Source organism: Bartonella sp. AA78NXGY, from assembly GCF_042197005.1.
In the GTDB taxonomy this organism is placed as follows: domain Bacteria; phylum Pseudomonadota; class Alphaproteobacteria; order Rhizobiales; family Rhizobiaceae; genus Bartonella.
Genome location: NZ_JBHIRI010000011.1, coordinates 27,034 through 51,626, shown reverse-complemented (window position 1 = coordinate 51,626; position 24,593 = coordinate 27,034). Strand labels below are relative to the sequence as shown.

Annotated in this window: 18 protein-coding genes and 3 pseudogenes; 4 read left to right on the top strand and 17 right to left on the bottom strand. The window is 37.8% G+C overall.

Annotated features, from left to right (window positions below):
- Positions 1–141 precede the first annotated feature (141 nt).
- The 16 genes and pseudogenes from ACFINL_RS07155 to ACFINL_RS07080 all read right to left on the bottom strand — a co-directional run bounded on the left by ACFINL_RS07155 (position 142) and on the right by ACFINL_RS07080 (position 16,308).
- Positions 142–300, bottom strand: a complete 159-nt coding sequence (locus ACFINL_RS07155) for a hypothetical protein (protein ID WP_375646909.1) — start codon at positions 298–300, stop codon at positions 142–144.
- Between the two features lie 703 nt (positions 301–1,003).
- Positions 1,004–1,186, bottom strand: a pseudogene (locus ACFINL_RS07150) (type IV secretory system conjugative DNA transfer family protein); the annotation flags it as partial.
- A 248-nt stretch (positions 1,187–1,434) separates the two neighbouring features.
- Positions 1,435–3,063: a BID domain-containing T4SS effector gene (locus ACFINL_RS07145; RefSeq protein ID WP_375651228.1), complete on the bottom strand. Its 1,629-nt coding sequence runs from the start codon at positions 3,061–3,063 to the stop codon at positions 1,435–1,437.
- Between the two features lie 516 nt (positions 3,064–3,579).
- Entirely contained in the window at positions 3,580–5,496 is a 1,917-nt protein-coding gene (gene traG / locus ACFINL_RS07140; protein WP_375612187.1) for a Ti-type conjugative transfer system protein TraG, read from the bottom strand.
- Between the two features lie 155 nt (positions 5,497–5,651).
- On the bottom strand, positions 5,652–7,298 hold the full coding sequence (locus ACFINL_RS07135) for a BID domain-containing T4SS effector (protein WP_375651226.1): 1,647 nt from the start codon (positions 7,296–7,298) through the stop codon (positions 5,652–5,654).
- Positions 7,299–7,308: 10 nt separating this feature from the next.
- Positions 7,309–7,524, bottom strand: coding sequence for an antitoxin VbhA family protein (locus tag ACFINL_RS07130; RefSeq protein ID WP_375651224.1), 216 nt, complete (start codon positions 7,522–7,524; stop codon positions 7,309–7,311).
- A 65-nt stretch (positions 7,525–7,589) separates the two neighbouring features.
- Complete coding sequence (gene virB11, locus ACFINL_RS07125) at positions 7,590–8,660, bottom strand: P-type DNA transfer ATPase VirB11 (protein WP_375651223.1); 1,071 nt, start codon at positions 8,658–8,660, stop codon at positions 7,590–7,592.
- A complete protein-coding gene (gene virB10, locus ACFINL_RS07120; RefSeq protein WP_375612191.1) occupies positions 8,657–9,817 on the bottom strand; it encodes a type IV secretion system protein VirB10 in 1,161 nt (386 codons plus the stop codon). The genes virB11 and virB10 overlap by 4 nt, the downstream gene beginning before the upstream one ends.
- Positions 9,810–10,676, bottom strand: a complete 867-nt coding sequence (virB9, locus tag ACFINL_RS07115; protein ID WP_375612192.1) for a P-type conjugative transfer protein VirB9 — start codon at positions 10,674–10,676, stop codon at positions 9,810–9,812. The genes virB10 and virB9 overlap by 8 nt, the downstream gene beginning before the upstream one ends.
- Positions 10,673–11,377, bottom strand: coding sequence for a virB8 family protein (locus ACFINL_RS07110; protein WP_375610599.1), 705 nt, complete (start codon positions 11,375–11,377; stop codon positions 10,673–10,675). The genes virB9 and ACFINL_RS07110 overlap by 4 nt, the downstream gene beginning before the upstream one ends.
- Positions 11,331–11,633, bottom strand: coding sequence for a type IV secretion system protein VirB7 (locus ACFINL_RS07105; protein ID WP_375610598.1), 303 nt, complete (start codon positions 11,631–11,633; stop codon positions 11,331–11,333). The genes ACFINL_RS07110 and ACFINL_RS07105 overlap by 47 nt, the downstream gene beginning before the upstream one ends.
- 210 nt (positions 11,634–11,843) lie before the next feature.
- On the bottom strand, positions 11,844–12,830 hold the full coding sequence (locus ACFINL_RS07100) for a type IV secretion system protein (RefSeq protein WP_375610597.1): 987 nt from the start codon (positions 12,828–12,830) through the stop codon (positions 11,844–11,846).
- Positions 12,817–13,302 carry a type IV secretion system protein VirB5 gene (locus ACFINL_RS07095; RefSeq protein WP_375651221.1) on the bottom strand — a complete coding sequence of 162 codons (486 nt, stop codon included), beginning with the start codon at positions 13,300–13,302 and terminating at the stop codon, positions 12,817–12,819. Before ACFINL_RS07095 ends, ACFINL_RS07100 begins: the two co-directional genes overlap by 14 nt.
- Positions 13,299–15,653, bottom strand: coding sequence for a VirB4 family type IV secretion/conjugal transfer ATPase (locus tag ACFINL_RS07090; protein WP_375612194.1), 2,355 nt, complete (start codon positions 15,651–15,653; stop codon positions 13,299–13,301). Before ACFINL_RS07090 ends, ACFINL_RS07095 begins: the two co-directional genes overlap by 4 nt.
- Before the next feature lie 22 nt (positions 15,654–15,675).
- On the bottom strand, positions 15,676–15,984 hold the full coding sequence (locus ACFINL_RS07085; RefSeq protein WP_273723684.1) for a type IV secretion system protein VirB3: 309 nt from the start codon (positions 15,982–15,984) through the stop codon (positions 15,676–15,678).
- Positions 15,985–16,308 carry a TrbC/VirB2 family protein gene (locus tag ACFINL_RS07080; protein ID WP_375613587.1) on the bottom strand — a complete coding sequence of 108 codons (324 nt, stop codon included), beginning with the start codon at positions 16,306–16,308 and terminating at the stop codon, positions 15,985–15,987.
- Positions 16,309–16,706: 398 nt separating this feature from the next.
- On the opposite strand from ACFINL_RS07080, the gene ACFINL_RS07075 reads away from it, so the two are divergent.
- Together ACFINL_RS07075 and ACFINL_RS07070 are read left to right on the top strand one after the other, a co-directional pair.
- On the top strand, positions 16,707–17,432 hold the full coding sequence (locus ACFINL_RS07075; RefSeq protein ID WP_375638527.1) for a hypothetical protein: 726 nt from the start codon (positions 16,707–16,709) through the stop codon (positions 17,430–17,432).
- 1,149 nt (positions 17,433–18,581) lie between these two features.
- A pseudogene (locus tag ACFINL_RS07070) lies at positions 18,582–18,710 on the top strand (hypothetical protein); the annotation flags it as partial.
- A 1,013-nt stretch (positions 18,711–19,723) separates the two neighbouring features.
- Here ACFINL_RS07070 and ACFINL_RS07065 read toward each other — a convergent pair.
- Positions 19,724–20,082, bottom strand: a pseudogene (locus ACFINL_RS07065) (helix-turn-helix domain-containing protein).
- 1,195 nt (positions 20,083–21,277) lie between these two features.
- On the opposite strand from ACFINL_RS07065, the gene ACFINL_RS07060 reads away from it, so the two are divergent.
- Positions 21,278–22,123, top strand: coding sequence for a TIGR01459 family HAD-type hydrolase (locus ACFINL_RS07060; RefSeq protein ID WP_375610592.1), 846 nt, complete (start codon positions 21,278–21,280; stop codon positions 22,121–22,123).
- A complete protein-coding gene (locus tag ACFINL_RS07055; RefSeq protein ID WP_375610591.1) occupies positions 22,123–23,124 on the top strand; it encodes a bifunctional riboflavin kinase/FAD synthetase in 1,002 nt (333 codons plus the stop codon). Before ACFINL_RS07060 ends, ACFINL_RS07055 begins: the two co-directional genes overlap by 1 nt.
- Positions 23,125–24,593 lie beyond the last annotated feature (1,469 nt).

The window sequence follows — 24,593 nt, the reverse complement described above, 5'->3', positions numbered from 1 at the left end:
TCTTGTACTGTAAAATGCTGGTATTTAGGACGCTGATATGAATCCCATAAGTAGTCAGAAAATGGATTTTCTATAAATTGACTCTGGGTAAAATCTTCGTTCTTTGAGGTGTAAGGAAGAGGTCAAAAAGAAAAATGTTGCTTAAAATTGTTGTTTTTTTCCTTTAACAAAGTTGTTTGCAAGAGCGCTTTGATGAGGAGCGTGGATATAGCGGGTGTAATCGCTCTTGGTTAGCGGATGGTGCTGGTACTTTTCATACACAGCTCTCAGATTGGTGAATCTATGGGCAAAAGCAGTCATCAAAAATTTTTCTCCATTATGTTTTTCTTATTGTTCCATATGAATATCTTGCCATACGAACATCTCTTTTGTGTATTTTTGCAACAAAATGTTTTTTATTTTTGTATTGTTGCTCTTATTATATTGCGCTGCTTTAAGATCCATAAGAGAGGAAACCCTTTCTTTGGTTGGGGAGAAAAGCCTTTTTCAGCGCTTTATCATTAAAATAGAACACTTTATGATATCGTAAAGGGGGAAAAGCTTGTATAAGAATGATTTATTCATTTTGATGTATATCTTAAATATTTTTTGGGAAAAAATCGATGTTCTTGAGTGTAGGTGTTTTGAGAGTTGTTGTCTCAAAGATCAACCGTTTTTTTTAAGTCTTGATATTGGTGATTAGCGTTGTGAAATGTTTTTGCTTGTTTGTAGGGGATAAATTATAAACAAAAAGCTTTGTAGGAATGTATTTGCAGGACGTTCTCAAGTGGAAATGTTGGTTTGGTTATAGGTGATTTGAGGGGGGTGGACTTTCTTGTAAAGACGATGGTACTGGTAAAACGATACACAAAATACAAAAAGGAAAACACACGGATTTTTTATCATGTTTTCCTTATGTGTGAAGAAGCGGTCAAAAACTTTTTGTTAACGGGTTTTTAAAAAATAGAAATGTATGTTGTTTTTGTGGTTGGTCTTTTCATAGTCAAGATCTCATAATAGGAAGTTAGTTTTTCTTTTGTGGAGCAAAGCGGTTTTTTGCAGCTGCGGCTAACATTTCTTTCCTTCTGAAATAGATGGCGCAACCACATCGCGAAGGGGAGCCTTGCATCAGAATAATTTGTTCATCTTGACGCATTTCTCGGATAACTTCGTGGGGTAAAATGAGTGCTCTTTTTAAAATATTCATATAACCACGAAAATCGACTCCATCTAAGACAAATAAAATAGGCTTTTGTAGCTTTCGTCGGTAGTAATCATGACGTTTAAAAGGAATTAACAATTATCCTGTCCAATTGCTTTGGATATGGTGTATATGCTATGTGCAAAATTGGTGGTAGGGCGCTTAAGTAGTCTGTTTTTTGCATGTATGATAAGAATATTAAAATATCTCTTCCACATAGGCGTTTAAATCAAAAAAACAAAGTTTCATATTTTTTAGTTGGCCATAGCAAGTGTATTTGAACGATTTTGTGTGCGTGTGTAGAATTGGCTATGAGCGTTCCTTGCTTTTTGAACAATGTCGGTAATTTCTCGTGCTTTCTGTTCTGATATACCAATACTTTGTGCAAGTGTTTCATAATCTTTGTTTGTGATCGCACTACATTCGTTTGATGAGAGACGATGTTCTAAACTGTTTATAAAAGTACGGAGCTCTTGGTATAATTGAGGAGATTGAGACAAGATTTCTCTTTGTTTTTCCGGTGATAAAGCAAAAATATTTTGCAAGTTTTGACTGGGATTCTCTACCGCTTTTCCAAGGCGTTCTTGTTTAATTTTATGGTCTCGAGTGACTATATTATAGGTAGCTTCTACAGTATACACATAATTCTCAATTGCAAGAGAGAACACATCAAGATAATTTCGAGCGTGTACACGTGCCGGATTTTGTAGACCGCATATACTAAAACCTGCAAGAGGAGAAACAGAGTGCGGTGCCTGTTTAATCTGATTAGCAAACTGTCTGCCTAATTCTGGATTTTTAATAATCTCTTCTATCTGTTCGTTTAATACGTTTGCGTCACCATAAACAGCTTTTGCGTAAGCTCGGACTTGCTTTTGAGCTTTGAGAACGTAACTATCTAGCGCAACTGTTTTGGCACATTCACTTTTTGTGAGAGGCGCTAATGTTTCTTTTGGAATAAGCGTGTTTTCAAGCTCTTTGCTGTTGGGGGCGGTAAAGGTAATGATATCACCAGGTTTTAGTGTTTTTAATCGTTCTGGTGTGAGATCATCTTTGCTACCAATGATGTAAGTTCCTTGCATATCGAGTATAAAACCTTCTGAATAACAACCTTTATAAGTTCCTATATAGGTTTCTCCTGCCTTTGTTGCCATAACAAGGCGATCATCCACGTTGCGTCCCGTATTGTTTATGTGGTCCATAAATTCTTTTAAAAGACGTATTTTGGGGGGATTGGAGATATCCTCAAAAAGATCTTTCAACAGTTGTGTATTGCTATATTGCATTGCTTCGCTACAGGCAGCCATCATACGTTTTTGTGTGACAAGCGAAAAGTCAAGCTGATGTCCTGCAGCTTTGGCAAGATTTTCAAAAAAGACTTGTTCTGTGTGCTCATTGCCATCTATGAATGGGTGGATTTTGTGAAGAGAATAAAATAGACTCGTTGCTTCCTTGACAAATTCTTCGCGTGTTAAGCCTTGCAAATTGTCTTTTTCGGCAAGCGTTTGATCTAATTTTTGTAAGAGTTCAGGGATTTCTTCACCGGTTGCAAAATTATTGCCCCATTCCATTCTTTTCATTTCTGGCATGGCGGCAATGCTATCGTCTGTAAATGCGAAGGGGATATGGCGCAGATGTCCAGCCCATACAAAGGTATTTTTAAACAATTGTTGGTGGATATAGCATAGATAAGTTGAATTAAAATATTCTGGCAGGGGTTCTGCACGCAGATTGATCATGGCTTTTTGCCTATCATGTGAGCATTTTTCCAGAAAACGTTTTAAATCTGTTTCTCCATATCTATTTTTGAGAATTTGGGTACCAAGATAGATATAATTATGGGGTGAGGGAATTCCTTTTGTTTTTTCTTTTGCTTTGGGCATTGTTATATTCCTTATAATGTTACATTGTCTATGAGAGTGTGTTAAACTTTTTGTTTGAAAATCCCCCACGCATATTGTTTTGAGATGTTGAGACTTGGGTGAGGAAAAAATCCCTCAAATTCGTAGGTGTTTTTGAGTGTATCAATCTTTATCTTGGCACTTTTTTCTTTTACTGAGAGAGAATGGTTCATTTGGGTTGTTTTCATGCATATTGTCTTTTAATTTTTTTGTAGAAAAATTTCCCTATAAAAGCGGTGCCTTCAAAAGTTTCCTGATAGGATTCTCAAGGCATAGATATGATTGGTATTTATTATTTGGAGATGAGGAGAGTGCTTTATAAAGAAAATTGGCATTGGTAAGCACAGGCATAATACCATCATTTAAAGACTTTTCCCCATATTTTTCTTGTTGTATCAAGCGGGAATTCCTTCTTTATAGGCTTTTATGAGATAGAATCTCTGCTTTTATCCTTTGATGTTTTTGTTTTGATGCATGGCCTCCATTAGAGGGTGTTTTTTAGTTTTTCTTTTGTGGAGCAAAGCGGTTTTTTGCAGCTGCGGCTAACATTTCTTTTCTTCTGAAATAGATGGCGCGTCCACATCGCAAAGGGGGTTGTCCTTGCATCAGAATAATTTGTTCATCTTGACGCATTTCTTGAATAACCTCATGGGGTAAAATCAGGGCTCTTTGTTGGTAATTGACGTTGTATGAACTTTTTCCTAAAGATAAGCCTCTTGATTTGTTCGTTCCGGTTACTTCAACGGTCATTTGACCACAGCGTTCTGAAATGTCTTTGGCAGTTTGGAGATCTTTAATGGCAGCATAGCTGACAAAGGAACAACTTTCAAACCATGAACGTGCTCCTGCTTCTCCAAAGTGGTTGACCAACTGGCCAGAGGATTGATAGAAGAGCATCAAGGATGTACCGTATTTACGTCCACGGTCGCGGGCTTCTTCTAAAATATTCATATAGCCTAAAAGATCAACTTCATCTAAGACAAATAAAACACGCTTTTTATAGTTACCGTCTGCTGTAACCATGGCATTGAGAAAGGCGCCAATAATCACACGTCCAATAGCTGGATAACTGTTTAAAATGCTTGCGGGGAGATTGAGAAAAACATCTGTATTGCCATTGGTAATATCTGAGGAAAAAAAATCATCTCCGCAGACAAGATCTGCATAATTGGATAAAGAAAGCCATTGGGTGTCTTTTGAGGCGGTGGTATAAACCCCTGAAAAGGTTTGTTCTGCCATTTCTGTAAAAATACCAACCATTTCACGAATAAAAGGAGAAGGTGTTGTTTCTTGAATCATGCGTAATTGATTAACAACAGCTGTTTCTGATTGAGAGAGAATACCACGCAATGTTTTTAAATTGCGCTCGCTGTCTTCATATTCATCAGAAAATACAACATGAGCAAGAAGAGCTGTTAATAGATTATGGGCTTGTGTTGAGAAATATTCCGCTGAAGAATTGTCTGATTTTTTATCTGTAAGAAGCAACTTTGAAAAGCTTACAATATTCGCTTCGCGTTGTGTGCGTGGTACGCTGTCGTCTAAAAGCCAATCGATGACATTAAAGTTTTTTGTTAACAATGAGTTGGGATCGAGAACAATGACATTTCTATTTCCCATTTTTTGACGCGCAAATTTGACCATTGGGGCAACTTCTGTTGAAGGATCAAGACAAATAATAGACCCTGGATAGGTTAAACACGTGGGAACTACTGTACTTGTTGTTTTATAGCCACCAGAACCAGCAAAAAAGATCATATGAGTTGAACCAAAATCAAGATTAAAGGTTAGCAAAGGGGCTGTTCCACCCTTCCCCCATGTTGTTTTATTGCTAGGTGCAAAGGGAATGTTGCACACATTATCTTGATCGACACGGTATCTTTCACCCACAACAATTTGCCCATTGGCAGGAAAGATTTTTGCTGCCTCTCTTAAATTCATCCAAGCTGCCTCACCAAAAATACCTTTTTTTGCACGCTTGACCTTACTTTTAGGGGGAAGGGTTGTTACGAATTGAATGATGGAAAAAAAAACACCAATAATGATGCCAAAAACAACCATGGGGTCCATGAATTGAAGAGCATAGCCCCATGTTATTCCTTGTTGGCCAACATAGGGACTTAAACGTTTTATTTCACCACTAATATAGTAAAGAGCGGTTGTTCCAAAAAAGACAACGGAGACAAAAGTGATCATTTTACGCAGGTGCAGTTTTTGCGAGAGACTATACAACAATGAAACAGCAGCCGTTAGTGCTAAGACTAATAAAGGCTCAGAACGAAGTGTCCAATAAATTTGATCGCTTTTTAGTCCATTTGTTATAAACAATAAAAAATGAGGGACAAGGAATATCGTTAAAGCACCTAAAGCGATCGGTGTTAAAATGAGTACCATTTGTGTTTTGGTATATTTCATTGTATTTTACTTTCAATTCTGTCAGAATATGTTGCGAAGTGCTCTTTTCCAAGTGTGTGATATGAACTCTCATCTCTTTTTGCAAAGGTGCAGATAACGCCAAACAGTTTTCGTTTATGAGCCTTTCTCATTAAGGAGGAAGGTTTTGTCTATTCTTAGCAGGCCATAGCGAATGCTTTGGAACGGTGCATTGTGCATACTTGTGCTTGCTGGTGTACTTCTTTGGTTTGCTTAATAATTTGTGTAATTTGTTTGGCTTTATTTTCTGATACACCAATGCTTTGAGTCAATGTTCCATAATCATTATTTTGAACTGCGTTATGTTCATTTGGTGAGAGACGGGTGTTGATCTTTTTTACAAAGTTGCTGAGCTCTTTTTGACATAAAGGATTTTTTGCTAAAGCTTCTTGCTGTAATTCTTTTGGCAAGGCGAAGAGGTTTTGTAAGCTTTGACTTGGCATTTCTACCATTTTTGCAAGGCGACTTTGTTCTGTTGCATGTTCTTGCGTAATTTCCTTTTCAGCATGTCTCACTGCATGGGCAAAATTTACAACGGCAGTACAGAGCATCTCAAGATGATTTTTAGCGTTTGCACGTGCCTGATTTTGTAGTCCACATAAACTGAAACCGGCAAGATGAGAAATAGAGTGCGGTGCTCTTTCAATCTGGTTGGCGAGCGGTTGGCCTAAGTTTGGATTTTTGATGATTTCTACCATCTGTTTGTCTAATGTTTTTGTACTACCATAAACAATTTTTGACAATTGCTGAACCTGTTTTAGGCTTGCGTGGACACAAGAATCTTCTGCAACCATTTGGGCCGTTTCATTTTCTGTCAAAGGGGCTAATCTTTCTTGTGGAATGAGAATGCTTTCAAGCTTTTTTGTTTTGGGAACGGTAAAAGTAAATCTATCACCAGGTTTTAATGTTTTGAGTTGTTCTGGCGTGAGCTGTTCTTTATTGCCGATGATGTAAGCGCCTTTCACATTGAAAGCAAAGCTATCATAACCAGCACCCCTATAGGTACCTGTGTAAGTTTCACCTTCTTTTGCAACCATAACAGGACGATCATTAACATTGCGCCCAAGTTCTTTCATGTTGTTCATGAATTCCTTTAAAAGAAGTATTTTATTGGGATTAGAGATATCTTCAAACAGATGTTGCATTGGCTCTAGGTCACCATTTTCTGCTACAGCAACACTGGCGAGCATCATGCGTTCTTTTGTAACAAGTGAAAAGTCAAGCTGATGCCCTGCGGCTTTGGCGAGATTTTCAAAAAAGACCCGTTGTGTACGTCCATTTCCTCCCCTAAAAGGATGGAGTTGGTGAAGGAAGTTAAATAAGCTTATTGCTTCAGCGTTAAATTTCTCACGTGTTAAGCCTTGCAAATTATCTTTTTCGGCAAGCGTTTGATCTAATTTTTGTAAACCGTCTTGGATTTCATCGCCGAGTGCAAAAGGATTTTCCCATCCTGTTCTTTTCATTTCGGGCATGGCGGCTGTGGTGCCATCTTCAAATGTAAAGGGGAGATGGCGCAGATATCCAGCCCATTCAAAGGTATTTTTAAATAAGTGGTGATGAATAGAGCATAGATAGGAGCTATCAAACTTTTCTGGTACGGGGGATTCACGCAGATTAACCATTGCTTCTGCTGTATCATGTGAGCATTTCTCCAGAAAGGATTTTAAGTCTTTTATTCCATATTTATTTTTGAGTGTTGTGGTGTTTGGGTAGACATAATGATGGGGAGAAACTGTCTGTATATTTTTTGTCTTTGCTTTTGCTTTTGCTTTTGCTTTTGGCATCGCAGCTTCCTTATAATTTTACGTTGTCCATAAGAGTGTTAAATTCCTCGAGTGAAATATTCCCCTTTGCGTATTCTTCTAAAATTTTGAGTGTTGTAGGATGAAGCGCTATTCCCTCTATCGTATGGGTGCTGATGGCTGCTTCAACGGCTTCACGGCGTTTTTTTAATTCTTCTTCTGTCATCGATAAAAGGTTTTCTCTATTTTCTGTTTCGTTGATTTTCATGCATTTTTTCTCTTATTTGCAATCGTTGCTTTAAAAGAACCTTTGGCAGCCGGTGTGATCTTCTTTTAGTCACCTCCAAAGATGTTTCGTTGTTTGAAGGGATCGTAATAAATTTCTGTGACCTTAAATTTTCCTTCAATCCGTTTGCATTGGATGATGATATCAATCATTGAAATCAACAGGCCTCGAATATCATCACGCTCTAAATCACCACCGCCTTCACTTTCTTTGACCAAAAGGGTCATCTGCTCAAAGGCTGCAAGGGCTGTTGATGCGTGAACCGTCGTAATGGAACCTGGATGGCCTGAATTGACATTGCGGATATAATAAAAGGCTGTACCATCTCGAAGTTCTTGCAAAAGAATACGATCAGGACGCATCCGTAAAGATGATTCAAGCAACTCTTTGGGGCCAACGGAGGCTAAGCCTTGTCCATCTTTTGAATAGAACATTGAGACATGGTTAGGGTGTGGTATCACCAATTCTTGTGTGTCTTCGATGGTGATAATACGCTCTTCTTGAGGGATTTTTGCGATTAATGCTTTTGATAATGTTGTTTTACCCGAACCGGTTTTTCCCGCAATTAAAATATTTTTCTGGCATTCTACAGCTTGATTTAAAAAAGAGACAAAGTCTTTATTACAGTAGGCATTGGCTAATTTATGCTCGATGATTTTGAGTTCGTTAAAACGAGAATGATAGTCATTCAAGGGTGTGAAAGAGATCTGTTCACAGAGCGAGAAGAGGCCCTTATTTGCGAGCTCTTCGAGAGAAAAACTCTGCGATGACGGTTTACGAATTGTCATACTAATCGTGTCTTTTTCGACAGCGGGCGGAATGACAATTTGAATACGCTCATTGCCTGGTAGCGTTGCAGATAATATTGGGTTTTTGTCCGATATGTTTTGCTTGGAATAGGATGCTACAACTTTCGCAATCCCCATAAGCTCATTAAAAGAGAGCCTCGGTGCTTCTATTGTTTTCCATCCATCAAATCCTTCAGTCATGACTTGATAGGGACGATTGATAACAATTTCAAAGAGTCTATCATCTTTCAAAAAAGCACTGATGGGTTCAAGTTTTGTGAGAACAATCGCAACGGTTTCATCGCTCATGGTATGTAAGTTTGAGTTCATTCTAAAGTTACCGCCGAATTTTTGTAAAAGTTTCTTGAAACAGCTCGATTGATAATCTGTTTTTTGTTTTCGATGACTTTCAATTTATAAACGCTGGAAAAATCTAAATCGCGGGCAACAAAGATATTCACCATTTCCCCTTGGTTTTTGGATAATGTTGGAGGAATATTGGCGTAATTTTCTACGAGAATGTTTGCGATGTTTTGTCCTGAAGAGATTGTTTCAGTTTCTTCTTTTTCCTGTTTTTTTGATAAACGTTTATTGGCATAGTGTGTTGCATCTTTTATTAGTGAGACAAGAAGCGCAGACCCAATCCTCTCGAGCCAATGGTTATCAATATCTCCATCCATACCAGAACGCCCTAAAGCATCCGTTGCCGGTGAAGCTAAAGATATAATGATACCATTGGGGGTTTTTGCTCTATTCCATAGTACAAAGAGACGTGTTTGGCCTTTTTTCAATCCGGCGCGATATTCACCAACAATTTGGGTGCCTTTATCAAGAAGTACAACACGACCATTGTCTGATAAGATATCTCTGGAGATGATACAACTGGCAAAACCTTGTTGATCACTGTTGATGGCTGTTTCTAAAATACAAGGAATAGAAGTTCCCATCGCGATGATGTAGTTTCGGTTGCCAAGGGTTGAAGCACGAATACCTTCAAGCACTGTGGGTTTGAGAAGATGATTAAAACGTTGTGTCGTTTCATCAGGTTTGCTTTCAAGTTGGTGAGGCAAAGCACCATTATTTGTTTGTGAATCTATTTTGCCTTGTTGTGTACTTGCATAAGCTAATACAGGAGCACGTTGTGCTGCCTCCAGCAGTGAGTCATCAGAATTTAATTGATTGATGTTTGGTGTTGGTAGCTCGACTTTTGGTAATAGAGCGTTATTTCGTTGAGGCTGTTCAAAGGGGGGAGGGGTAGGCTTTGCAGGATGAAAAAGCTCTGTTTGTTTTATAACTTTTCCTTCTTTTGAAGATTCAATTGGTTGCTTTTTGTCTGTAACAAGTGTTGAATAGGCTAAATAAAGACAGACACTGAAAAGAATAATAAGAGCAATAGCTTTCCCCACATTGTTCTGTTGACTTTTCCCTTGAGCATTTTTTATTGTATCGCGATCATTAATGCTTTTTTCATCCACGGTGTTATTCATGGCTGCTTCCTAGGTTCACTTTACGTTGTACAGATGGTGATGTCGTACCTGTTTCAGGATTAATTCCTTTTGGTACGAACCTTTTGTTAAAGATGCACAATACTTCATTCCCACGTCGTAGCGTGAATTGTGCAGCTGTTGCATGAACAATAACCTTGTTGCCTTTAATCGATTTGGGAATAAGCGCTTCTTGCCCATCAGGCGATACAATGTAAATGGCAGGGATTTCAATGTTGCCTAAAAAGGTAAAGGTTGTTGTTTTCCCATTATCATAGACAGAAGCAGGTTCAATAAGAGATGAGCCTTGAGCTTCATAAGCCCAATTGCGTGGTCCAAAATCTTCATGGATATTTAAAATATCATTGACAAAGTTTTCTTCACGTTGTTTTTCTTTTTCTGCTTCGGCTAATTTCTTACGTAAGGCTTCATCTTCTGGATAACGAAACTTTACCAAGAAATACGTCTCATTGCCGGCTGAAACATCGCCTTCACGGACTTGTAGCTCGAATTGATAAGAGCGTTGTGTTCCATCTTGGCGGCTTGTGACAATTTGTAAATTGGTCACAGGCTGAACTTCACGTGGTTTGAGAAAAACAAAGTGTCCAGCCGGTGCAACTTGCCAAGCAACCGAATTTCCAATTCCTACATAGGTTACTTCTTCATCAACGGCAAATTCTAGTTGAACCGAAGAGCGAATGGAGCCAATGATTTGTACGACGTTGTAGGGGTCATAATTGACAAATCTGATGCGGTTATCTTTACGTGCACTGACAGGCGCTGTTTCCGCAAGTGAGAGAGCTGTGTGAAAGCTGACAGTGATCGTAAAAATTAAAGAGATTGTTTGTAAAAGTCTGATCATTTTATCACCTCTGGATCAGATCTATATTCCGATACTTGAAAACCAAGAGGGTTGATAAGACGATCAGACGTTGAAATGTGTGCGTTCACGTAGGAAAAATTTAAGATTGAAATCCAATGGGAAATATTTTCCTTTTCATTCAAGTCTCTGATCGTTTTATAGTAACGAACTTGGATAAGATCTTTACTTATAAAAGAGATTGATTTGATTGTGATCGTAGCAATCATGTTATGATAAATATTTTGCGGACTTTCTGGATTATTGCCCGCGTACCATTTTGCAAAACGGTTTTGTTCTTTTGGAGAAGATAAAAGAGAGACTAAGCGAAAATTGTTTTCTGCTTCTGATGCTTGAAAACCTTCACGAGCGCGAACATATTGGCTGGCAAAATAACGCGTTATCGCTTCATCATAGTCGTTAGGGGATTCTTTTAGGGCGCTTACAGTATCAATAATGCCTGTTGAGTTATCAACGCGGATAACAAAAGGCTCTACCGTTTTCAAAGGTGTCAAAGCTGCGACAGCTAAAGCCAGCGCAATTGTCATCAATCCAAAAAGCACTGTTAAAGCCATGGAGATTTTCATCCGCACGCGCATGCTATGCATGCGATCAATGTCAAATGAGCGCGCTTCTTTTATATATTCTTCAAGGGCATCACTTTTCACGCATAACCTCCACAGTTTTATCAGATCGTGCTTCATGAATAACCGGCTTTAATAAAGCTGAATTGGCTGTTACTTTTTCACTTTCCAAAGTATTGAGAATGATGGGAGTGGTAACAGGCTTTACACTCTTTTCTGGGTAGACAATGTTTTTATTGTCCCAATTCCACTTATCTTTATTTAAAGCGCGTGTATGTTTGCCATTACAGCGTGGTGGTTTTTTAGGGCCACTCAAAGAGGCACAACCAGTAAGAGCGATTGTTAGGACCATAACAAAAGTTATTTTTCGTTTCATTTTTTGAACTCACAAATATCTTGGAATACAATGCATGAGAGCCTTTGTTCTGAACATTTTTACAAGTTTATGTGATGCAAGGTTTTGATTGGTTTTATTGTTAGACCCAAGATGTTAGATCTTATCTGGAACAGGATCATGGCGTGTACGCCAAAGGGCGCACACAAGGCAAAAACAAAAATGCTTATTCTTTTAAAGAGGTGCTTTATCTTAAAATCGACCACGACCGCCTCCAGATTTACCTGCTTTTGCTGCCGCCCCTGCCGCACTTCTAACAGCGTTACCGGCAGCTCCTGAGATTTGTGAAGTGGCACTTTTTACTGCATTGCCACTCGCTCTTGCACCATTGGAAAGCATTGTAAAAATCTGTCCTCCTGAAGAGACACCAGCGTTAAAGTATGGTCCGCCAGAGGCCAGCGCTGTTGCAATACCAGGAAGCGCACGGAAGATAATAACTCCTATGATCGAAATGACGATGACAGGGGGAAAAAGAACATAAATTGATTCATATGAAACTTTGAGAACCTGTAGGATAACTTGACATATAATGGTTCCAAGCATGATTACGAGAACTTGTAAAATGGTAAAATTGATCAAAGTTGTAATCCATGCATCGGAGTATTTTCGCGTTGCATTGAACAAATACAAACTAATGAATAGAGGCCCAAGACCTATAATCATGACGAGTGCAACTTGTGCAAACATTTGCACAATAAAACCACCTATACAAAAAAGAATAACCGCGAGAAGCATGATAGAACCAAGAAGACCCACAATGATCTTTTCAAAAAACCAAGCATTGTATAAGACTTCTTGATAACGCGAACTTGCCTTTAACAAAATATAATCAAAAACATTGGAGCTTGCAGGATTACTGTTAAGCGCATTCCCAATAGCATTGGATAAATCATTGAAGAAAATATCCTTGACATAAGTATTAAATGTATCCGCATTCGTTGCCATTGTTGTAACAACAACGATTTTAACAACATTATTGAGAAGACTATGCATGGAAAGCGCAACGCGACCTGTCATAACATTATAGCCATAAAGAAAGATAAAAATGATTGCGGCGAGATTTAAGGGCGCTGAAATAGCAGAAGACAGCCCACTCACCGTCGTGTCCATCACATTATCAAGGGGTTTTAAAATATACCCAGAAACGCTTTCAAAGGGAGAAAAACTAAAGTCTGACATTTGTACTTGTACTTTCAAGTTTTTCTTTTAATTCTTTTTCTTTTTCTTTTAATTGTGCCTCAAGATATTTATGCTTTTTTTGTTCCTTTTCTTCACGTAATTCATCTTTTGTCTTCGTATCTCTTGCTTGAATCATATCAAGAGACTGAAGTTTTAAAGAAGCTACTTGAAGATCGGCTTGAAGAAGAGAAAGCTTTACTTGAAGATCTTGTCGAAGGGCTTGCAATTCTTCTGGTTTTGTGTCTGGTTTTGATTTAATATTTTCAAGTTGATGATTTATTTCTTTGATTTTTTTTGCAGTTTCAGTTGCGCTTTTATAAATGTTTTCAGCTGTTTCTGATTTTGCAGCATCTAATTTTTGTGTGTTCTCGAGTGCTTGTTTATAATATTCATCCACATCAGATGTTGTTTGCGCTATTGCATGAGAAATAAAAGAAAAAGATAACAGTGTAACTAAGCCATATTTTTTCATTGATTTTTTCTCCTTTGATAAAATATGGGCAGCCATTTGTCAGGGGCAGCTCCATATTCGTTGATAATTTCATTCATGAGTTCAATGTTTTTTGTTGTGCCGCTTAAAACGGCGATCTCATCATTCATTCCACGTAAGTTAAGTTCTGCAACGACGGAACTTTGTCCTTGTTTGATGAGAAAACGACGGGATTCTCTGCTTAACTCTGACTGTATCAGTTCAAATTCACGCTCAGTAAGTTTGAAAGCTTCGACATAATCATTGTAATTTGCTTTTTGATTTGGAAAAAATATTTGGGTGGGGCATTGCTCAATGATTGTGTGCGCGATTGTTGAGTTCAAAGCATCTTTAGGGCTTTGTGTTGCAAAGAGCATCATGCCATTTTGTTTACGAATTGTTTTTAGCCGATCTTGCGCAAAAGCTTTAAATGAATCATCTTCTAAAGCTTTCCAGAATTCATCAACGACGATAATGATGCGCCGCCCATCAATCAGATCAAGAATGCGGTGAAAGAGATACATCATTAAGGGGCGCCGAATTTCTTCATTATCTAAGAAATCGGTCATGTCATAGCCAATGAACTGCGCATTTAAATTGAGATCATCTTGGTCATTATCAAAAACCCATCCTAAATCATTGCCTCTAATCCAGCGTTGCAGCCGTATGGCAATTCCTTCTTTGGATGTGTTGTCAAAAAACAGTTGAAGGGCACCAAGAGAGCGCTGGGTTGGGGGTAAGTTTTCCAAGGAATCAATGGCTTTGGCGATATCTTGTCGCTCTTCTTCTGTTACGATTTGCCCTTCAGCGGTCACCAGCTTTAAGATCCAATTACGAAGAAAGATTTTATTTTTTTCGGTGTATTCCATGCCCTTTAAGGGAGCAATACCCGTGGGCTGCCCATTTTTTAAAGGTTTGTATTTCCCTCCTCCAGCCCGTACAAAAATCTCTGCTCCTTGATCTTTATCAAAAAAAACCATTGTTGGATTGTGTTTTTGTAATTGTGCAAGAAGAAAATTAACAATCACTGTTTTACCAGATCCTGATGGACCACAAACAAATGTGTTTCCAAGATCGCCATAATGAAAATTAAAATAGTAAGGTGAACCAGCCTGTGTTTTTAGCAATGCGACAGCAGCTCCCCAAACATTATCGTTCAGTTTGCCAACAGGGAAAGAATGGAAGGGCGATAAAGCGGCAAAATTTCTGCTGGTAATGGCGCCTGAACGCGCACGATAGCTAAAGTTTCCAGGAAGCTGTGCCCACCATGCTGCTTCCAATCCTAAATCTTCTCTGGCAATCACGGCTCCTCCATTGGTTAAATGGGAACGTGCTTTTGATAAGTTTTCAGACAATATTTTAGGATGATCAGCAAAAACAGCTAAAGAAATGTGGTGTTCTCCCAAAACAAAACGGTTTGATTCTAAATCATCTAGCGCTTCATCCAGTGCATCGATTTGTGAGCTAGCACGGTCAGCTGCATTGATCATTTGATTTTGTTTACGGCTCATAATCGCACTGGCGGCTGCCTTACTTTTAAAGACAAAGGATTGTGTTAAAATGAATTCAAATGGCACCGTAAGCAGACCATCAGTCATACCTGGGCGTGTTTTAGAAGGATACTCTTTCCATCCAAACATGCCCACAAAGCGTTCATTGCTTTCATGGCGAATTTCGATAATTTCTTTCCCAAAAATAACACGATCCGAGTAAATTGTTGAAGCAATAGTTCCAAATGTGAGAGGAATACGCTCACGTCTTCCCCCTACTAGCTGGTGGAGAAATTCACTTTGTTCGGCAAATAAAAGTCCTTCATGTTCATAGATGGATAGCAGACGGACTTCATACTCTTCCAAACCTTGCATAAGATCTTGACTTAACTCTTCGAGTTTACGAATAGCTTCCTCGTCGGGCTCAGATTGTGTTTTCTTGGCTTTGCTCAAGCGCTGAAAAAATGAAACCAGCTTTTCTGTTTTATCCGCGGCCGGATTCCAAAGCAGTGAAATAAATAGATCATTTCTATACAGTTCTTGCGAAACCATTTTCTTTTTATATTTTTCATCTAATGTTGTTGCAAAAGATGAAAGAAAATGACCTTCTGGGTATATCGTTTCACGGCGGCGGATGATGTGAGAATATAAAGCAAGCCGTTCATCTGCGATATTTTTTAAAAGGGTGTTTAATTGGTTGTGTAAAGAATTTAATTGATCAATATCCGCAGTGTCGAAATTTATACCTTCAACAGCCATCACAACCATTAAACAGCGTGAATTTAAAGCAACGACATGTTGGTTGATGTAGCGTATATAGGGAATATATTCTTCAGGCAAAGTTTCCCGTTTCATTATTGACATCTGTTTCACCAGTTTCGTTCCTTCAGCTTAGTTCCTTATAAGTGCGGATAAGGCGTAAAGGGGAGGTTGAACCTCCTCCCCATCGGTTGAGGTTTTTTTGTTTTCCTCGGGTATTGAGCCATGCAAATAATACGCGAAATTGGTTGTGATCGTACTTTGTCACTTCTCGCAAAATAAAGTGTATCCCAATCCCAAGACCAAACATGGTAAAATCACTGGTCAAAATGAAAAGAATGGATGTCGCCATGACATTGAGCGCCATGGCTTCCATTGTAACACCAGCAAACATGGCTGGGCGCGTACAGGCAAGGAAAAGAGTATCTTCGTTCATTTATGTTGTGCCCGCTAATTTACCGACAAGAGCAGGGGCACCAAAAACAATAGCAATCCCCAGAACACAGTAAGCTGCTTTGCGTAAATCAATAAAGCCGTACATCCAGCCAATCCCCACAGCAGCAACACATATAATAGCAATAAGCTTTGCCGTTGGACCCGTCATCATTGTGACAATGTTGCCTAAAACACCATCAAGATTTCCCAGACCACCTCCACCAGTAGTAGAAGAAGCAGCATAAGAAAAATCAGATACAAAAACTGCCGTAAAAAGCAGCATGGTCACGATAAAAATGATGTTTTGGAATCTATTATCTGTCATTTTACCTCTCTTTAACAAATAATATTTGTTCATATGTCGACATTCCATTGCCTCTAACAAACTGGAAAGTGCTGTCATTTGATGACAGTTTAATTCTTCTCGTTTGTTTGTTTTAAAAGCCTTGATCGCGGATCTGTTCACTCTCAAGCTCTTCTTCGTAAAGAGACAGAAGTCTTTTCAAATTGAGATTGTGTTACATGAAAATGGCAATTTTAAGTTGTGTATATTGGTAAAAATAACAATATTAAAATAATGAAAGAAAGAATATCATTCTTTACAAAATGTAGTTAATCTGCAACACTTATATTTGGATTTTTTCTTTAAAAACAAGGGGATTGCTGATCAATAATCTGACATGATAGGAAAAAAACGAATTTTTTGAGCGAGCGTGTTAAGAGATGCTATTTAAATTGATTGTTATTATTTACATTATGGGGGCTACGGTGTGGGGATTAAGCCAATATAAAGATAAAATGGATTTCAGCATTCTTAAAACATTTGAGACGCAAGATATCCAAGATATTGTCGATCTCTATCGAGAAGAAAAAAAGTTGGGTAGATCTATCACCAAACAGCAATTAGAAAAAAATGAACCAGCTCTCGATTTGCAGAAGAGTGTTTCATTAAATGATGTTGCAAATAATGCTGTTGTTTTTCATGGTAAGGCTTCTGTTACAAGTGGGGTTACATTTAAATTACTGACGCCTGCTGCACAATCTTGGCGCTCACATATCTCCCGTGATATTCATCTTTATGGTGTGGACACATGTGCACCCCGTCAAAAAGCAAGATTAAATGATCAAGAATGGCCCTGTGGTGCGGTTACAACGGCTTGGCTTGTCACCAAAACACTTGGGCAGGATTTATCCTGTAAACAGGCTTTGATGCACAATGGTGTTTATTATGCGCAATGTTTTGTTCAAGGGGTTGATTTAGCTGAGGAAGGTCTTAAAGAAGGTATGTTGGTACTCTCAAAAGAGGGGAAAAATCCTATTCCAGCCCAGTATCATCATGCGGAAGAAAAAGCACGTGGCAACAAGATTGGTCTTTGGTCGAGTGATTTCACTGAACCTTTAAAATGGCGGCGAGATAATGGATCCTATAACCCCTTTGCTAGTCCATGATTGGTTTTAACGAACATATTTACTTAAATTTTTATAGAGAAAACTTTATCAATAAAATTGTACCAAATCGTAGAGCAAATTTGAATAAACGGTGAGATTATTTTCGTTTAGGAAGTAAATGGATGGTACTTCCCTTTTCAAGGGAGGGTTGCTTTCAAAATCGCTTCTCTATTTTTACTTATGTGTTTTATAAAAGCAGGAAAATGTCATTGTTGGTGGCAAAGCATTTTTGAGTATTTGTGTTTGAAGGAGAAAGTGAGGCGATAAAAAACGCTCAAGAAACGGATTTCTAGAGCGGTGTTGATAAAAGTAAAAAATAAACAGACCCCAAAATGGTGTAACGTTTGATATAACGGATAAAATCTTTCACAATGCCTTAAAAGAATTCATAGCAAAAGTTTTTTCATCAGAATTTTTGTCTTCAGGATTGGATCACGTTTTTTACTTCTTTAAAAGTGATCAATCTGTTGCATTCCTTGAAAAGCTTTCATAATTATCTGCTTTTAAATTCAGATTTCCAAATGATGGATGGATTTCAAATAGACTCTACACGAAGAAATCTTCGTAAAATGATTTGCATTGCTGATTGTTTTCTATATATCACAAAACGTTTCTATTTAGGCCTCGATGGAGGAACAATAATCAACATACAAATAGGTAAAAAGAGTTCATACTTTTTTGTTATGGCTGCATAGTCCATTGATCGTGAGACTTAAGTATTATAATGCTCATAGGCTTTCTATAGGGTTAGGGGCGATGCCTATTGCAATGTAACTATTTGAAATCAGTTGGACAAAAGCATTAATGCGTCTTCTGATTTCATCATTTGTATTCAGTTTGGGCTCTTTCCCTTCTCATTGTATTTTATGACAAACTCATACGATGGCTATTGTGAGCTCTTCTTGCGTTATTTTACTCAGAGTATTCACTTTAAAAGCAAGCAAGTGATAGTGAGGCTGTATTCTCATACAGTGTGAAAATTCAACCCTCATTTGGGGGGATGATATTAACAGATAAGGTATTTAAAGAGGAGTAAAATGAAAAAAATTATTTATTATGCATGACTCTATTATTCGTCGTGGGGTGTGAAAAACCTATAGCGTAGAAGATTTAAAAAAAGATGCAAAATTAAGAGAAGAATGGGGAACGAAGTGTTCTCTTTCAGGACAAGCTGTTAAGGAATCTAAAAACTGTCAAAATGTTTTACAAGCAGATACTGAAATGTTTTTCTCGCCAAAGCTTGATGTTACAGACCGTGGTCATGCATCTCAACAGTAAAGTGTGATATAAAAATTCTAAAATAAAGAAGTTACGGCTCAACGAATGCTCGCTTCTTCAATTGTTATAGCGGATTTTTTATCATTTTTTATCTTTCAGATGAGCTCCCCAAATCATATTCGCAATCCTATTGTTTGTTTCATCTTTGTTAGATTGAGGATTATGATCATGAGAAAACAGGATAGCATTGTCTTATAGAAATATCTCTCAAGGTATTCAAGCCTATTTTGCGACGCTGTTCGTAAAGGGTATAAGGGTAAATCCATTGAGCCCCCCATCTTTACGCTTCATAACGGAGTAAGCCTTGCACCATCACACAGTTTGTCAGCTTGTGGGTGTTGCTTACAGCTCTTGGTAATTGAGACGGTTCGTTTGAGGCATTTTTAATTCTTACTTAATAGTTTTTATCCATACGCCTCTTCCCACTTGTAACCTGCAAGAGATATAGTTTTGGTTGATTCAACATGGAACAAGTCTGAAATGAAAGAATCTTACGATATTCTGGATTCTCATTCAACATGTAAAATAATAAATTGTCTTTATAAATCAATGTTTTGCCTTATGATAGAGTTGGTGTAGCATTGAGATTTTAGAGGGAAAATATGCCTTTAAGACTCTATAACAGATACTAAGTCTTTAATAGCAGGTATATTAAATGTACATCATTTAATATAAATAGAGCGTCCATAGCGAAAAGGGGCCACTCTTTAAATACAGATAAATACTTATTCTGTTGTGCTGTAAAACGCTATTGTTTGCGGGTGTGGTGATATAAGACATAAAACTTTATACATGGGGTATTTTGATAAGAGAGTGTGATGAATATTCAAGGGAGGGCTTGTTTATATAATTTTGTGAAAGGAACCATATGAAATGGGAAGCTGAGAAGGAGCTATTTTTGAAAAGGCGGATCGTTTATCAACCGGTTTGAGGAGGGGGGCATCCTTTTGGGGTGTGGGGAGAAAGACAAGAATAGGGTGTGTAGCACTTTATAGCTATGCTTTTAAAGCGTTTTAATTTTGATCACAAATTAAGTTTAAAATCGCTTTCTGCTTGACAGATGTGAGGACTCTAAAACTTTTTAAAAGCAAATATTCCTCTTTGCTCGAGGCGATTTCATCATAATGGTACGGGGTGTTGTCTTTTTTGATGATATCAGTGTAAAAAAGGCAAGTGGAACATTCAAAATATCGGAAATTTCCTTTAAACGTCCTGCGCTCACGCGATTTAAGCCTTTTTCATATTTCTGGATTTGTTGGAAAGTGACACCTAAATGATGCCCTAATGTTTTTTGAGACATTTTTAGCACTTTTCGCCTAAAGCGAATTTTTTTGCCTACAAAAAGATCAATATTAAGATTTTGAGCTTGCATTTTCCCCCTCTAGGTGCGAGCGCCCTCGCATTGGTATTCCGAGAGCTTGAAAACACTGAACCCTAGTCAGCATTTTGCTTTTAGTGCTTGGAGCACCTGGACATAGGAAAATCTCTCGGAATTCTGGGATACCCACATAGTGGGTTTATTTTTACGCTAGGGTTTCGGGTTTTCAAGACCCCTTTTGATCGTTGCGTATGCGATCAAAACACTTTTCGATTCATAAAGTAATTTTAGGAGATTGGCAATAAAAATAGTTTTTCTTGAGACGGATAGATTTTTTTTAATAGGAGGTTGTTTGCCTTTCAAACTTTTAAGGTTTGCTTACTCAACTCATGACATCAGATATGCATTTTACGAAGGTAAAGCTTGGTTTTTAAGCTCAAGGCACCGCTTACGGTGTTGCTCTTAACCAATAACCAAAATGGCTTGTTTTGATGCGTCTGAGATATCATGATGATAGGGGAAAGCTTTTATGAGTAAAGAGCCCTCATGCAAAATAAACTCAAAACATTATAGATCTGATTGTTGTATATTCACATGTTTGTTTTAGAAGATATTTCTCAATGTTAGCGCCTATTTTACAATGGCGCTTCGTAAAGTATATAGCGTAAAAGCCTCTATGAATGGGATAAAAGCTATATTGCTATCTTTACTGAAAAAAAGATGCTCGGACGACACATACTCTCTGCCAGTTCAAAATATTACGACAGTTTTTGCCTTTGAAAGGGAGCATAAGAGCTATTTTTTCTTTCTTCACGTGTTTTTATCTGTACGCTCTCTGCTTATAATGTGTAAGCGAATAGGTTTTGATTGACTCAATATAAACAAATTTGAAATGAGAAAATATATTGGGCTTTCTCATGATGCATGTTTTTAAGAGGGGGATACGTTTATTTTCTCAGTGAAGAATTTGAGTATTTTAGATAAAAAACTCTATCAACGTCGTTGTTGTTAGAATTAAAATTTTTATGAGAAAAATGAGCATTGGGGAATGATAAGCTTTTGCTATCAAGCATTTTAGAATTTTGCACAACTTAATGATAACTTAGTTATTTTATCATTTCTTATGATCTCTATAGACGATAAAAAGTTGGGATATGGTTTGAGAAAGCAGATGACACAAGTATTATCTTTCGGTAAGTAGTTTTAAAGTAAAAGACAGCTTTAAATGACAAATAGAGATAGGTGCACCATGAATGAACTTACCCATATTGAGACTATTATAGCGCATTATGATGCTGTTTTTTGTGATGTGTGGGGTGTTGTGCATAACGGTGTGCATGCATTTGAACCAGCGTTGAAGGCGTTGTATAAAATCCGACAAATGGGAAAAACTGTCATTTTATTAACCAATTCTCCTCGGCTACAGGAAGATGTTGCTGCTCAATTACAAAGCATGAATGTTCATAGCGACTATTATGATGCCATTATCACTTCAGGGGATGTAACGCGCGATCTCATTCAGACTGCTCCACGTAAAGTTTTTTTCATTGGTTCACAACGTGATTTGGTGCTGTTTGAAGGGTTAGAGTGTGAATTTGTTGAAGAATGGGAGGCTTCTGTTGTCGTCTGTAGCGGTTTTCTTGAAGATTTTGACGAAGAACCCTCTGCTTATGAGGAGATGTTTCGTCGCATGCGGTCGCGGAATTTACCTTTTATTTGTGCAAACCCAGATGTGATTGTCCATTATGGAAATAAAGAATTTTGGTGCGCTGGTGCATTGGCTCGTCTTTATCAACAATTAGGGGGGGAAGTGCGCATTGCTGGAAAACCTCACGCGCCTATTTATGAATGTGCCTTTGAAAAACTTCAAAAAATACGGGGAACAGTAGAAAAAAGTCAAGTTTTAGCTATTGGTGATGGTCTTTTAACGGATATTAAGGGGGCGGCTCACTTTGGTCTTGATGCCCTTTATATTATGGGGGGGATTCATCATTATGATTATACGCAAAAGGGTGTGGTTGATAAGCAAGCTTTGCATTCTTTTCTTGAACATCATGGTTATAAACCACAAGCAATCATGTGGGCACTTCAGTAATGACTAATTTTTTGCGTCTTCAGGGAATTCATATGTTTCCCTCGGCTTGGCGGGGAGCAGTGTTGGCACTTGGAAATTTTGATGGTGTTCATTGTGGGCATCAGGTGGTGTTGCAAAAAGCACTTGATTTCGCGCGTATAAAAAAGAAACCATCTGTTGTTTTAACGTTTGAACCCCATCCAAGAAGTTTTTTTCAACATTCAGCTCCTGTCTATCGTTTGACAGAGGCAGCTGAAAAAGCTGAAATTTTTAAAACCCTTGGTTTTGACGGCGTGATTGAACAGCCCTTTGATGCACAGTTTGCCGCTCTTTCAGCGGACGAATTTATTAAGTCGTTTTTAAAGGAAGTTTTTGATGTTTCAGTTGTGGTGACAGGCGAAAATTTTCAATTTGGTCATCAGAAAAGTGGAAATGTACATCTTCTTTGCCAAAGGGGAGAGAAATATGGATTTGAGGTTGTGCAAGTTCCTTGCGTTGCTCGTCCTCAAGAGTCACAATCTTTGATCATTTCCTCGAGTTTTATTCGGCAACTTCTCTCACAAGGGGAAGTGGACAAAGCAGCCCATTTGTTAGGGTATCACTATCGGATACGCTCCAATATTATTCAAGGTGAAAAACTTGGACGTCTTTTGGGATTTCCTACCGCTAATCAAATGTTGCCTCCCCAAGTTCGTTTGGCTCATGGTGTTTATGCGGTACGTTTGCGTCGTGCGAACGGTGTTTTGTATGATGGTGTTGCAAGCTTTGGTTGTCGTCCAACGGTTGTTAAGGATGGGGCGCCCCTTTTGGAAACCTATTTGTTTGACTTTAACGACGACCTTTATGGGGAAAGCTGTATCGTTTCTTTTTTCCAGTTTTTGCGAGGACAAGAAAAATTTGATGGGCTTGAACCTTTGATTGCGCAAATGCATCGTGATGAAAAAAAAGCAAAAGAAGTTTTAAAGACAGTACAACCATTATCAACGTTGGATAGGCTGCTTACTTTTAAAAATATGTCCTAAACTGATCTGAAAAAGAGAGAAGAGCTGTAAAAATAGCACTTAAAGTGATTATAATCACAAAGATATATTCCAAAACATCGTGGAATATATGTTTTTTCCGTTGTTGAGAGGGAGAATCGAATATCTGAAGATCTGATTTTGGCATCATTTTTTTCAAAGTTAACTTTATGGTTTTTGTTGTCATTCAAAACTTTACTGCTTGTTTCTTTCTGATACGTTAAAACTTATCATAAAAGATGCAGTAAAGAATAAGCAACCAGCCTATTTAGCAATAATAGACGTGAAGAAGGAGAAAGGCTGTTTTTAAAATTTCTTGCGATTTTAAGCTTATAGTTTGATAAAATTTAATTGATGACTTTTTTTATTTTAAAAGGTTATTGTTTCTTTTTTCTAATTTGGCTTATTATGTCATTTATGCTGTATCATCGTTTATGATGAGAGTTGGTTCGTGTAACCTTACGCATGTGATATTTTGTATTATGTAATGAATATTTTTACAAAAGTTTTGTTTGTCGAGTCTTGTGAAGAAGATTAGTGGTCAGCAGCAGTTTTCGTGCTGACCAATCACGTAAACGAGAATGAAGCTGCTGGAAAATGCTTTAAGTTTCGTTTCTCTTGTATATTGTGATGGGGAATGCATATTAAGGAGACTGCGATTGATTGTAGATAAAAGAAATCATTGCGAGAAAGCAGGTGTATTGTTTCAAAATTTCTAATGCTTTTGATGGATAAAGGCACAATTTTGTTGTCGTAACACGTCAATCTTTCAGATTTTCAAGTTAAAAACTATCCATATATTTCCTTTGTCTTTCACAAATGTAACGCCTATAATGCAAAGGAAAGACAGTCTTGTAAGGATATGAAAACACAAAGCCAATAATGTTTTGTTGTTTTTTGATAGAAATATTGGATAAAAGTTAGAACATCTTTCCAATCTATGTTCGGTCTATTCATGACTTTATGGTGTTGTTTTTCTCATAAAACTTTTTGTTTAGCGATTCTCAACGCGAGCAGTATGTTTGAGATAAGGATTAAGGCGCTTTAGTGCTCTCTCTACTGTTACAGCTTTTGTATACCAGATGGGGAGAGTCTATTGCTATATTCATTTGGATAATCTCTGAAACCGGTTTACAGCCTTATTGGGGAAAAATATGAAGTTATAAAGGGGAAAATCAGTCCAGATGACAGTCTTTTTTACATTCGGGTTTGCCACTTTCAAAAGGGTCCAGAGCAATATCTCTTAAATCATGAAAATAACAGCTTCAGGCTTTTGTTGTTCTTTGCATAGGATATCAGGTTCCACAGGTAAAATAAAATGCTGGAATATCCTTGTTTTGCTAATTTATGCACTTCTTTTAAAGAAATATCTCTCAACGCTTCTCATATTCATTTTCATGATGGCTCTCATGAATGGTATCTTGAAAGCTCCGTTGAGCGCTATCATCTTTATGCCTAATAAAAGAGCAATC

Coding starts and splice junctions, on each gene's coding strand:
- traG (WP_375612187.1), bottom strand. CDS start 5,496: ATGAAATATACCAAAACACAAATGGTACTCATTTTAACACCGATCGCT.
- virB11 (WP_375651223.1), bottom strand. CDS start 8,660: ATGAACTCAAACTTACATACCATGAGCGATGAAACCGTTGCGATTGTT.
- virB10 (WP_375612191.1), bottom strand. CDS start 9,817: ATGAATAACACCGTGGATGAAAAAAGCATTAATGATCGCGATACAATA.
- virB9 (WP_375612192.1), bottom strand. CDS start 10,676: ATGATCAGACTTTTACAAACAATCTCTTTAATTTTTACGATCACTGTC.
- ACFINL_RS07110 (WP_375610599.1), bottom strand. CDS start 11,377: ATGAAGCACGATCTGATAAAACTGTGGAGGTTATGCGTGAAAAGTGAT.
- ACFINL_RS07130 (WP_375651224.1), bottom strand. CDS start 7,524: ATGAAAATCAACGAAACAGAAAATAGAGAAAACCTTTTATCGATGACA.
- ACFINL_RS07085 (WP_273723684.1), bottom strand. CDS start 15,984: ATGAACGAAGATACTCTTTTCCTTGCCTGTACGCGCCCAGCCATGTTT.
- ACFINL_RS07095 (WP_375651221.1), bottom strand. CDS start 13,302: ATGAAAAAATATGGCTTAGTTACACTGTTATCTTTTTCTTTTATTTCT.
- ACFINL_RS07075 (WP_375638527.1), top strand. CDS start 16,707: ATGCTATTTAAATTGATTGTTATTATTTACATTATGGGGGCTACGGTG.
- ACFINL_RS07100 (WP_375610597.1), bottom strand. CDS start 12,830: ATGTCAGACTTTAGTTTTTCTCCCTTTGAAAGCGTTTCTGGGTATATT.
- ACFINL_RS07155 (WP_375646909.1), bottom strand. CDS start 300: ATGACTGCTTTTGCCCATAGATTCACCAATCTGAGAGCTGTGTATGAA.
- ACFINL_RS07090 (WP_375612194.1), bottom strand. CDS start 15,653: ATGTCAATAATGAAACGGGAAACTTTGCCTGAAGAATATATTCCCTAT.
- ACFINL_RS07135 (WP_375651226.1), bottom strand. CDS start 7,298: ATGCCAAAAGCAAAAGCAAAAGCAAAAGCAAAGACAAAAAATATACAG.
- ACFINL_RS07080 (WP_375613587.1), bottom strand. CDS start 16,308: ATGACAGATAATAGATTCCAAAACATCATTTTTATCGTGACCATGCTG.
- ACFINL_RS07105 (WP_375610598.1), bottom strand. CDS start 11,633: ATGAAACGAAAAATAACTTTTGTTATGGTCCTAACAATCGCTCTTACT.
- ACFINL_RS07145 (WP_375651228.1), bottom strand. CDS start 3,063: ATGCCCAAAGCAAAAGAAAAAACAAAAGGAATTCCCTCACCCCATAAT.
- ACFINL_RS07055 (WP_375610591.1), top strand. CDS start 22,123: ATGACTAATTTTTTGCGTCTTCAGGGAATTCATATGTTTCCCTCGGCT.
- ACFINL_RS07060 (WP_375610592.1), top strand. CDS start 21,278: ATGAATGAACTTACCCATATTGAGACTATTATAGCGCATTATGATGCT.